8 protein-coding genes and 1 other RNA gene are annotated in these 12614 nt (G+C 37.1%); 8 read left to right on the forward strand and 1 reads right to left on the reverse strand.

The annotated features are described in order from the left end of the window. Positions 1–228: 228 nt before the first annotated feature. From prwr041_RS02550 to prwr041_RS02560, 3 genes are all read left to right on the forward strand, one after another. Positions 229–1233: a lysylphosphatidylglycerol synthase transmembrane domain-containing protein gene (locus tag prwr041_RS02550; RefSeq protein ID WP_207155557.1), complete on the forward strand. Its 1005-nt coding sequence runs from the start codon at positions 229–231 to the stop codon at positions 1231–1233. A gap of 23 nt (positions 1234–1256) precedes the next feature. Next, positions 1257–2717 (forward strand): aminoacyl-histidine dipeptidase, encoded by a 1461-nt coding sequence (locus tag prwr041_RS02555; protein ID WP_207154764.1) that lies wholly within the window; start codon positions 1257–1259, stop codon positions 2715–2717. 303 nt (positions 2718–3020) lie between these two features. Beyond that, positions 3021–3290, forward strand: coding sequence for a hypothetical protein (locus prwr041_RS02560; RefSeq protein WP_207154765.1), 270 nt, complete (start codon positions 3021–3023; stop codon positions 3288–3290). A gap of 323 nt (positions 3291–3613) precedes the next feature. On the opposite strand, the gene ssrA is transcribed toward prwr041_RS02560, so the two are convergent. Then, positions 3614–4011, reverse strand: a transfer-messenger RNA (tmRNA) gene (gene ssrA / locus prwr041_RS02565). Between the two features lie 291 nt (positions 4012–4302). Here ssrA and prwr041_RS02570 point away from each other — a divergent pair. The 5 genes from prwr041_RS02570 (at position 4303) to prwr041_RS02590 (ending at position 12614) form a co-directional block, all read left to right on the forward strand. Beyond that, entirely contained in the window at positions 4303–6321 is a 2019-nt protein-coding gene (locus tag prwr041_RS02570; protein WP_207154766.1) for a glycoside hydrolase family 127 protein, read from the forward strand. Between the two features lie 194 nt (positions 6322–6515). Further along, complete coding sequence (locus prwr041_RS02575) at positions 6516–7871, forward strand: alanine/glycine:cation symporter family protein (protein ID WP_207154767.1); 1356 nt, start codon at positions 6516–6518, stop codon at positions 7869–7871. A 1210-nt stretch (positions 7872–9081) separates the two neighbouring features. Then, the gene (locus tag prwr041_RS02580) at positions 9082–9843 is read left to right on the forward strand and encodes a polysaccharide biosynthesis/export family protein (RefSeq protein WP_207154768.1); all 762 of its coding nucleotides are present in this window, start codon (positions 9082–9084) and stop codon (positions 9841–9843) included. 8 nt (positions 9844–9851) lie between these two features. Beyond that, the gene (locus prwr041_RS02585) at positions 9852–11426 is read left to right on the forward strand and encodes a GumC family protein (RefSeq protein WP_207154769.1); all 1575 of its coding nucleotides are present in this window, start codon (positions 9852–9854) and stop codon (positions 11424–11426) included. 30 nt (positions 11427–11456) lie between these two features. Next, entirely contained in the window at positions 11457–12614 is a 1158-nt protein-coding gene (locus tag prwr041_RS02590; protein ID WP_207154770.1) for an EpsG family protein, read from the forward strand.

Here is a 12614-nt window from a genome sequence, read left to right on the forward strand (position 1 = left end):
TCACTATAAAGCATTTTAATTATAAAAGTAGCTGCACTCGGGAAAACAAAATTAAAACAAGTTTTATTTTGCTTTTCCACTCGTTTGCATGACTCTACCTACGGTGAAGGTAAGCTGCACTCGGGAAAACAAAATTAAAACAAGTTTTATTTTGCTTTTCCACTCGTTTGCATTATCTTTGCAAGATAAAAGATACAGACCAACTTTGGTGTGATACATCTTAAAATACTGAAAGTGAAAAAATTAATAGGCAAAATATTCAAGATTATCCTACCTCTCATCTTGGGCGGAGCAATATTGTATTGGATGTATCGAGACTTTGATTTCCATAGCGTCAGCAAAATTCTATTTAAAGAAATGAACTGGACGTGGATGCTATTGTCGTTCCCTTTTGGAATACTGGCACAGGCTTTTCGTGGATGGCGTTGGAAGCAGACACTACAGCCTGTAGGGGAGAATCCACGTGCTTCAACAGCTGTGCATTCTATATTTCTGTCTTATGCCGTTAGCCTTGTTATACCACGTATAGGCGAATTCGCCCGTTGCGGAGTATTAAAACACTACGACAACGTTTCTTTTCCTAAAGCGATAGGAACGGTAGTTTCAGAACGCGCCATAGACTCTGTTCTAGTATTGCTCATTGCTCTGTTTACATTTCTTTATCAATTCAGAGTATTCAATCGCTTTTTTGATGAGACAGGAACTAGCATTCATTCTATACTTCGCAGTTTCTCATTCACAGGATGGGTTGTTACTGCTATCTGCGGTATAGCAGTAATCATACTACTATACTATCTATTCAAGAGGCTTAGCATTATAGATAAAGTGCGAGGAACCTTGCATGGTATATGGCAAGGCGTCATATCATTAAAGGATGTACGAAATGTTCCACTATTTATATTCTACACACTAGCTATATGGGGAAGCTACTTTCTGCATTACTACCTCACTTTCTTTTGTTTCACGTCAACATCAAATCTTGGAATGTCGTGTGCACTTGTAACTTTTATAGTTGGAAGCATCGCCGTTATCGTACCGACTCCAAACGGAGCTGGTCCATGGCACTTTGCTGTTAAGACTATGCTTATATTATATGGGGTGGCAGAAACAGATGCACTATATTTCGTACTTATCGTACACAGTGTGCAGACTCTTTTAGTGGTATTGCTCGGACTATATGCATGGCTTGCCCTGGCATTTACAAAAAGAAGAAAAATAATAGCAAAAGATTAATAACCATTTAAGATATTAACATTATGAGTGAAATCGCAAAATTAAAGCCTGAGTGCATTTGGCGCAACTTCCATGCACTTACTCAAATTCCACGTCCATCAGGACATTTGGAAAAAGTTCAGAAATTCTTACTCGACTTTGCACAGAGTGTAGGCGTTGAGGCATTTAAGGATAAGGGAAACAACATCATAATGCGCAAGCCTGCCACAGAAGGTATGGAAAATCGCAAAACGATTTTGCTTCAGGCTCACATGGATATGGTTCCACAGAAAGCTCCAGAAAGCAAACATAACTTTGAAACTGATCCTATCGAAGCCTATGTTGACGAAGAGGGTTGGGTACGTGCTAAGGGTACTACTCTTGGTGCTGACGATGGTATGGGCGTTGCTGCTATCATGGCTATAATGGAGGCTAAAGATCTTCAGCACGGATCTGTTGAGGGCCTTATCACAGCCGATGAAGAGACTGGTATGTATGGCGCAAACGATCTACCAGAAGGTGAACTCAAAGCCGATATCCTTATGAATCTTGACTCTGAAACTTGGGGCAAATTTGTTATAGGTAGCGCTGGTGGTATTGACGTTACTGCTACATTAAAATATAAGGAAGTAGAGACCGACAAGGAAGACTCTGCATTGAAGGTAACACTAAAAGGGCTAAAAGGTGGACACTCTGGTCTTGAAATTCATGAAGGACGCGCAAACGCAAACAAACTAATGGTTCGCTTTGTACGTGAAGCCATTGAGGAATGTGATGCACGCCTTGCTTCATGGAATGGTGGAAACATGCGCAATGCTATTCCATTCCAGGCTGAGGTTGTTCTCACAATGCCAAAGGAGAATATCGATGCTGTAAAAGATCTAGTTGCTGAGTGGAAAGAAGACTTCAATGACGAGTTTAAGACTATTGAGAATAATATAGAATTCTTTGCCGAGGAAGTAAAGGCTCCTGCAACAGAAGTACCTATTGAAATTCAGGATAACCTTATTGATGCCATTTATGCATGCCATAATGGCGTAATGCGCATGATACCAGTTTACCCTGACGTTGTTGAAACATCAAGTAACCTCGCTATCATCAACATTGGTAACGGAGAAGCTGATATAAAGATTCTTGCACGTTCTTCTCGTGAAGACATGAAAGATTATATCACAAAGACTCTTGAAAGCTGTTTCAACATGGCAGGTATGAAAGTCGAAACAGGCGGAAGCTATGGTGGTTGGGATCCAAATCCAAACAGTGAAATTCTTAATCTTCTTAAGAAGATATATAAGGAACAAATTGGTGAAGATTCTATTGTACAAGTAGATCATGCAGGTCTTGAGTGTTCAGTAATTCTTGGAAAGTATCCTAATATGGATGTAGTGAGCATGGGTCCAACTCTTCGCAGTCCCCACACAACAAGTGAGCGTTGCCAAGTTTCTACTATCGCTCCATTCTGGAACCTACTTAAACAGGCTTTGCTTGAAGTTCCTGTAAAATAAGTATATTGATTATAATAGATAAAAATTAAGGGATGGCCTCACGGTCACCCCTTTTTTAAGCCAAAATAATAACTAATCGCTATCTTGACAAGTAAAATAATGTTCTTGTCAGATGCTTTATGTATAGACTCATGATATGACAAAAGGTTTAATTTAAAAAGAATTACTTTTCGTCAAAATATCTTTCTGTTTTTACATGAATGTGAAGGTAAGACAATATTCTGCAAATATTAGGCATACATTTTGTATATCAATAGCGAATCGCTATATTTGCATTCAAAGTCTAACAAAATATAGAAACCTATGAAGAAGAGAATTGAGGATATTAAATCCTACATCAACGAGGTCACCGACCTTATAAAAAGATATATCAACAACTATGACCAATATCCTAAGGGCGCACGCCTATTGGTTGAACCTGTTCTGTGTGAAACAGTTATTGATAATCCAAGAGGATGCAAAGGCGTAGAGCAATACAACATAAATAAATTTGTGAAAATTGACAATTATGGTATACCCATGCCAAATCTGCATGCCATAATGGAATTAGCTAAGAAATATTACATCGTGTAATTATTTAAAATACATTGGCTCTATAACACCTAATCCGCTGGATAATACGGCATACAATCTGTAATTTTTATCCTGAATAAGATTACCTTCAAACTTTAATGTCAGGCGAACTTATGTTGTAGAGCCATCAGTAAAATAAAAAGTAGTCCATTTCTCCGCATATATATTCGAATGATTATATCTATTAAGAAATGGAACGCTTTCATAAAACACTAGATTAAATTGACATCTTAATATAATGTGACAAAAACAAAACACCCGACTATACATAATTATATGTAAAGTCGGGTGTAATGTTTTTGCTTGATCTTATCAAGCATTACCCGTGGAGCTGGTGGGATTCGAACCCACGTCCGCACAAGGAAACCATACGCTTTCTACACGTTTATTCCAGCCTTTAATTTTCGTGCAACAGCAAGACCTGGACCACCAACTGAAGCCTTATCCTCTAAATTTTCATCAAAGCAACGAGGCTTACTATGACTATTCCCGATTTTCCTGCACCGCTTTACCCTCAGATTCGGAACAACATCCTTGGAGCAGTGTCTCGTTCCATCATCTAATGACGGAATTATGCTAAATCTACTATAATTCGATTAAGCTGCGAGAGCGTAATTGTTTTCGCCAATTAAATTTGTGATAACTCGGATTTAGGAGCAAGCCATCAAGGCTCCGCGTGCTTACGTACCATCTCATCTCGCCGTCAAATCCAGTCAACCCCGAGATTTCAATTGTATGTACAATATCTGGTGCAAAGATAATGCCAATTAGCCGAACTTCCAAACTATTTCCTGTTTTATTTTAATATGGCACAAATACATAAGATAAAACGCAGTATTTGGAGCTGTCTGGCAAATATTGTTTGATTGATTATGAATCCCTTCATCGTATAAATTCCATTGATTAACAACGAAATTTAAATAGTGTTGAAATTACACCAGAATATTGTTGCAAACAAAAGAAATTATTTATATCTTCGCAGAATAATTTATCAGTAAATCACAATACCTAAATGAAAAAGAAGCTAATTCTATTAATTATTACATGCGCAATGTATGCAAGTTCGCATGCACAACCTGCTGTAACGGGATATCCTTATCAGCAAGTACCATTCACTGAAGTTAAACTATCTGCCGGCTCTTTCTGGGGCAACAGACTGAAGGCTGCCAAAGATGTAACTATCCCTTTGGCTTTCAGTAAATGCCAGACAGAACATAGATATGACAATTTCGTAAAAGCCGCTCACCCTAGTGATGACTATGTTGTGAACAAATTCATGATATTCCCATTTGACGACACTGATGTGTACAAAACTATAGAGGGAGCAAGCTACATTCTCCAATCCTATCCAGACAAAAAACTTAAAAACTATATCGACAGTGTACTGAATATTGTAGCTGCCGCACAAGAACCTGACGGATATCTATATACTGCTCGTACCATGAATCCAAAACATCCTCACCCTTGGTCAGGAAACAAAAGATGGGTTCAGGAAGAAGTGCTAAGCCACGAGCTTTATAATCTTGGTCACATGCTTGATGCTGCCGTAGCTCATTATCAAGCAACAGGATCTAAAAAGTTTTTAGACATCGCTAGAAAATATGCCGACTGCGTTGTAAGAGAAGTAGGACCGAAACCCGGTCAGGCATGTGTAGTACCTGGACATCAGATAGCAGAAATGGGACTTGCAAAACTATATCTCGTAACAGGTGACCACAAGTATCTTGACGAAGCTAAATTCTTTCTTGATTATCGTGGAAAAACAAGTATAAAGAATATCTATTCACAGAGTGATAAACCTGTAACCGAACAGACTGAAGCTTGGGGACATGCGGTAAGAGCTGGATACATGTATGCCGGTATGGCTGACATTGCCGCACTGACAGGTGACACAGCATACGTAAAAGCTATTGACAAGATTTGGGAAAACATAGTTTCAAAAAAATACTATCTCACTGGTGGTGTTGGAGCAAGACATGAAGGAGAGGCTTTTGGTGCTGATTACGAACTACCAAACATGACAGCCTACAACGAGACTTGCGCTGCAATAGCACAGTGTTATCTCAATCTGCGTCTTTTTATGCTACATGGAGAGTCTAAATATATAGACTGTCTCGAGCGTACATTATATAATGGAGTGATAAGCGGGATGAGTGTTGATGGAGGAAAGTTCTTCTACCCTAACCCATTATCTTCAGACGGTGTATATAAGTTCAACTCTGACGGCACTACTACTCGTCAACCTTGGTTTGGATGTGCATGCTGTCCAAGTAACTTAAGCAGATTTATCCCTTCAATTCCTGGATACGTTTATGCTGTTAAGAACAATAACGTTTACGTTAACCTTTTCATGGCGAGCGATGCGAAATTGAAAGTTGAAGGAAAAGATATAGAACTCCATACAACTACCGCATATCCTTGGAACGGAAATATAAACATCAAGGTTGTTAACAATAAAAATAGCAAAGCCAATATGATGATTCGTATTCCAGGATGGATACGCAATGAGGTTGTGCCAAGTGATTTGTACAAGTTTACCGACAATAGTAACGCATCTTGGATGATTACCCGCAACGGAAAGAAAGTAGAGGCTACAATAAATCCACAAGGATACGTATGTCTTAAAAACATAAAGAAAGGCGATAATATCGCCATATCATTCGATATGCAGCCAAGAACGGTTGTTGCTAACAGTCATGTAAAAGATGACAAAGGTTTGGTTGCCGTTGAGCGTGGTCCACTAGTTTATTGCGCAGAATGGGCAGACAACAATGGTGTAAGCATTCAAAATACATTTCTACGCAACAACCCAACTTTCAAACTTATAAACGATTATTCTATCGTTAATACAGAAGCTGACGGAAAACCATTTAAAGTTGACGCAATAACTACTGATGCACAGGTATTGGAACGCAACGCTAATGGAGATTTGCAACTCAAAAACGTAGATCTTACTTTGATACCATACTATGCGTGGAATCATCGTGGAGCAGGCCACATGTATGTCTGGCTACAAAACAAACTTAAATAAACATATAACAAATTCAAGGTGTACTCAACATGAAGAGTACACCTTTTTATTTTTCACAATAAAACATAAGTTAAGCAGCCATTTTTCAATCAATATGGCAACATTTATAGCATAAAACTTATTTTTTTGACTTGTTTATTTGTATTATAATGACATTTTGCATAACTTTGCAGCTCATTATATTTACAATTTAAATGGAAGTAATAAACCGTTTTTTCGATACACTTAGTTCATTGCTATGGGGTTGGCCAATGATTATTCTATTATTGGGCACACATATATTCCTAACTATAAGATTACGTTTTCCGCAACGCAAGATATTTCTTGCCATCAAACTATCGGTAAGTAAAGATAAGAATGCAACGGGAGACGTATCGCAATTCGGAGCATTGTCTACCGCCTTAGCTGCCACTATAGGTACAGGAAACATTATAGGTGTAGCTACAGCAATAGCACTTGGAGGTCCAGGGGCTGTATTATGGTGCTGGCTAACGGGAGTATTTGGCATTTCAACTAAATACGCTGAAGGATTACTTTCAATAAAATACAGAGAGAAAACTTCTAAAGGCAAAATGCTGGGAGGTCCGATGTATGCCCTCGAAAAGGGATTGGGATGGAAATGGCTTGGAGTGCTTTTCGCCATATTCACGGCAATAGCCGCATTCGGAATAGGAAATACTGTTCAAGCAAATGCAATAGCTACCCTAGCACAAAATACGTATCATATATCACCAGTTATCAGTGGTTGCATTATATGTGGACTCACTGCTGCGGTATTGCTTGGAGGTGTGAAAAGTATCGCCAAAGTATGCGGTATACTTGTTCCATTAATGGCTATACTATATGTTCTTGGATGTATATACATATTGTTTGTAAACGGACATTATGTATGGCCTGCTATAAAAATAATATACAGTTCGGCATTCACCACAAAATCTATTGTAGGCGGAACAGCAGGTACAACAGTTATGATGGCAGCAAGATACGGAATCGCAAGAGGACTGTTTTCTAACGAGTCAGGACTTGGTTCAGCACCTATTGTTGCAGCGGCAGCACAGACTCGCAATCCAGTACGTCAGGCATTAGTTTCATCAACAGGAACATTCTGGGACACTGTGGTTATATGTGCATTAACAGGACTGGTAGTAGTGAGCAGCATCCTAGCCTACCCAGACATAGACTATACAAATGGAGCAACACTGACAAATCAGGCATTCTGCAAGATACCATATATTGGTGCTCCATTGCTTACATTCGGTTTGCTTACGTTCGCTTTCAGCACTATACTCGGTTGGAGCTACTACGGAGAGCGTGCAATAGAATATCTTAGCGGAAAGAAGTTGATGTATGCATACAGAATTGTCTACATTGGAGCCGTGTTCATAGGAAGCATAGCCAACCTTGCTGTTGTCTGGAATATAGCCGACAGCATGAATGCGCTTATGGCAATACCAAACTTAATCTCACTTTTATTGCTGAATGGAGTTATAGTGCATGAGACAAGAAAATATCTGTGGCGCAACAATCTTGATAAAGATATGGAAGAATAAGCAAGCCATATAATAAAAATAATGCTCAATCACAAATTCATTTGATGCTTTCATGACATCGCAAAAATAAGATAATCAAGAGTCCCATCCTGTGCGATTTCATTTTTATAGCTACGAAGCTACGTCATGGCTTGAATAGCCTTTAAACAAAGGAAACTGTGGAAGTTGAACAGACCATTTAGCTACGACAAGCTACGTTCTAGCTACGTCAACTTGAGTTGTTTTTAGAATGAAATTATTCCATGAGTGATTTTGTCAAAGAACCGTTGGCTGTATCTGAAGAACTGAGGATGCGTAATTTGATTCAGCAAACGAAAACAGAATTTTCAAGCTTGTCTAAATGTTCTGCCGAATTCCGCTGAATTCTTGGCAAAGATACTGCATTTTTTTTGTCCATGCAATGGGATTTAGGTTAGACTGTTAGCCAAAGTTTGGTGCTATACATTATAATATACGTGCGTACGTGCGCGCACTCTGACTTTTTCGTAAAAACAAGTGTCGAAGTGTCTATACATTGAGCATCAGTTTATTAGAGCTCTTTTCGTATCGAATAAAGTGACGGTTGTTCGTCGGTAAAATATGGAGGAAAAAAATTCTCATATTGCATTGTACTTTATGAAGAAATTTGATGCGCTTTTCGATGTTTTGCATTGCGTTTTACGTTATATTACATTGCGTTTTACGAAGAAATAGGAGGTAAAACATCGTAGAAACGTTTGCAGTTCTATATGGAACTAGTTGCGTTTCTATATAGAAACGCATGCAAAAATTGAAATTTGACCGTCAATTCGCCGTCGCTTTATGTAGTCAAATTCATCGATAAAATATTGATATTCATTATGTTAACATTTCGACACTTATATTTTTTAAAACCCTAGGTGCGCGCGTGAATGCGCGTACATTATATAGGCAGAAATAGATGACGTAGCTAAAACGTAGCTCATCGAAGCTAAATGGTCTGTTTAACTTCCACAGTTTCCTTTGTTTAAAGGCTATTCAAGCCATGACGTAGCTGCGTAGCTAAAAAACAAAAGTTCTTAGGGGAGAACAAGCTTTTTTCTCCTTGATGTCAGAAGAAGTTGTCGTATTAATATAGCGATATTCTATAATATTAAATTATGCCCATGTTTTTTGTAATCTATAAATAATAAACAGGTGAAAAAAGAGTTATTATTTATATAATAAATAAGTATTCATAACATTAAGTCTGATGACAAGAACTATAAAATCTATATTTTTTATTGCTATAATAATATTGTTTGCATCGTGTAAGACTGTAGATAAAGTTAATTACATGCAGGATATAAAAGCCAACGATATAATTAATGCAACCCCAAAGGAAATAAGGCTCCTTCCCGGAGACAAGATTTCTATATTCGTAAAAAGTAAAGATGAAGTTCTGACAGAACATTTTAATATCTCTTTGCCAAATATGCAGAAGACTTTATCGTATACCATTGATCCAAATGGCGAGGTTGACTTCCCAATGATTGGTAAGATAAAGTTGAGTGGCAAAAGCCGTTCCGAAGCTGCTGAAACTATAAAAAGCAAACTGGTTGAAGAGTATGGAGTGAAAGACGCCATCGTGACATTGGATTTCGCCAATCTCAGAGTTTCCGTACTAGGAGAAGTAAACAAACCAGGAAGCATCAATATTGATAAAGACAACATCAATATACTCGAAGCGCTTAGTATGGCTGGTGATATGACAATATACGGCAAAAGAAACGACATTATGGTGGTGAGAGACAACGGAAATCAAAAAGAGACATATATCGTAAATCTCACATCAGCAAAAGAAACGATGTCTTCTCCAGCATATTATCTTAAGCAGAATGATATAGTTTACGTTCCTGCCAACAAGACAAGACAAAGACAGACTACAATAAACGGTAACAATGTACTGTCAACATCTTTCTGGGTTTCAGTAGCCTCATTGATTACAACGATTGCAGTTGTGATTTTTAAATAACACGAATAATGCAAGAAACAAAATACGAACAATCAAAAGGTATAACTTTCAAAGAGTACCTGAATTATTGCAAAGCCAAACGTTTGTGGTTTATCATTTCCATCGCAATATGTTTGTTGCTGACAACAGGATACCTGATATTTAAAAACCCTGTATATGAACGGTCTGCACAGATAATGATTAAGAATGACTCAAATCCAAGTTCCAAACTTACTGCCGGATTGAGTATGATTCAAGGTTTCGGTGGATTATTTGGTGCTTCTTCAAATGTAAGCAACGAACTCATATCAATGAAGACACCTGCAAACATACTTGAAGCGGTGAAAAGACTTAATCTTGACTATTCATATTCCACACGTCCATTCCTTAGAAAGATACCATTGTATGGTGACAGTCTGCCTGTGAAAATTAATATCAGCGGAATGAAAGACTGTGATGATGCAAGCATGAAGATTGAACTGCAAAAAGGTAAAGTAAGAATTTACAATCTAAAGAAAAATAAAAATAAATTTGATGCTGAATACAACGGAACTGTAAACAGCGTTTACCACTCTCCTATCGGCTTAATTGCTATCACAGCAACGAAAGCCTATAATGGGAAAGAGAATATGACGATAAACGTAAAAAAAAACGCTCCTATTAAGACCGTGAAAGACATAGAAGAAAAACTCGATGCTGGAATAACAGAAGAAATGGGATCAGTAATCGACTTGTCGTATGAAGATGCGGTTCCACAACGTGCAGAAGATATTCTAAATATGTTGATAAGGGTGTATAATGAGAAATGGATGGATGACGAAAATCAACTTAACTCAAGAACAACACAATTCATCGACAACAGAATATCAGAAATCACATCTGATTTGGGTAAGGCTGAGAATACAATAACAACATATAAATCCAAAAACAATCTGCCTGATGTTATAGAAACCACCAAACTGGCGATGGAAACATCAACAGAAGTAAGTGGAGAGATTGCTACTTTAAGAGGTCAGAGAGAATCGGCAAAATTCATTCTTAATTTCGTTGACAACCATTCAAACTCCAACCAGACATTACCAGTAAACTTACTAAGTAATGACAAAATTCTATCTGCCCAAATTGAGGAATACAACAAACTGCAATTAGAGCACAACCGCATTGCTGAGAACAGCAATAAGACGAATACTATTGTTCAAAACATAGAAAAGCAACTGAGCAATATGAGAAAGTCTATAAAGGCTGCACTTGCAAATACTGTAAAGCAAGCCGACATTCAAATGGCTAGCTACAACGAACTGAAAGGCACAAATGACTCGCAAATTAAGTCAAGTCCGAAACAAGCTAAGTTCCTTTTATCGGCAGAACGTCAACAAAAGATACAGGAACAACTGTATATCTTTATGTTGCAAAAAAGAGAAGAAAATGTATTGTCACAAGCATTCACTCCATACAAAACGAGGATATTGTCTGCTCCTATGGGTGACACAGAGCCTGTAGCACCAAAGGCATTTGTACTTATACTCATTTCACTTGCGATAGGAATTATTTTGCCGGCATTTGGCACTTTCCTAAACATGAATTTCAAGAAATTAATGGAATAACGTTTCCACAGGATTGATGCATTCATCACTATGTTATTAATATTAGTATATTTTTCTCTGTTTATCTTTGTTTACATTACCTCCAAACTATTTGTTAGTCGTAATGTAAAAAGGATGTACCAGATGGTGATGTGTTTTACCTTACTATTCATATTCTTTGGATTCAGAAACATAACCGTACTAAATGACACGCCACATTATTATGGTGCATATTATCATCTATCTCAATATAAGAGTTATATCAACTCATCTATATTCAGCTATGATATTGCACTGAAATTCGAATGGGGCTATCAGGTACTAATGCATTTTTTAATAAAATACGTTTCAAAAGAACCATATACAATCATCATGCTTTCATCATTAATATTTGCATGTGGAAATATATGGTTCATATCAAAATTCACTGACGAAATTGCATTGGCATCATTTATAATGATTATTTCGGGCGTTTGGTTCGACCAGTTTTGTCTTATTCGCCAAACAATAGCGTTAATGCTGTTTTACAAAGCATATATTTTTCTTAAACAAGATAAGACGCTATATTATTGCGTAATGGTAATTATAGGATCATTATTCCATCTTTCGGCATTAACACTACTGATTATTCCTATCTTAAGAAAACTAAGAATAAATGCAAAGAATGTAATAATTGTTTTTTCCATAGCAATAGCTTTAGCTATTTTCATTTATCAGTTACTAGGATTGTTAGGATTTGCCGGACACGTATACCTTAAAATAAGTATGCAAAGAGAAACTCCTCCAATAGCAGCAATCTTAGACGGGATATTGATGTTAATAATCATAGCAACATGCTATTACAGTCACAAGCATTTAAGCGACAAAGAATTGGATAATACTGATTTTTGGATATGCATCTTTGCTTTATGCATCAGTGTAATGACACCTGCATTTTTGCCGATATTCAGAATCAACGTTTACACATGGCCTATTATCTACATCATATTCTTTAAATATATAATAAACCACGATAATACGATTATATTAACAGATAAGACTATTGCCCTAAGAAATATCATTCTGATATTGTTTATTGCAGTTATGCTTATAAGAATTATAATTATTCTATCGTTTAAATCTGAATGGAACCATATAATTCCATATTCTTTTTATGACTTTAGTAACGATTATCATTATTATAATCTATATTTGCAGAAAGATCATTAA

The sequence above is a fragment of the Prevotella herbatica genome, assembly GCF_017347605.1.
Taxonomy (GTDB): domain Bacteria; phylum Bacteroidota; class Bacteroidia; order Bacteroidales; family Bacteroidaceae; genus Prevotella; species Prevotella herbatica.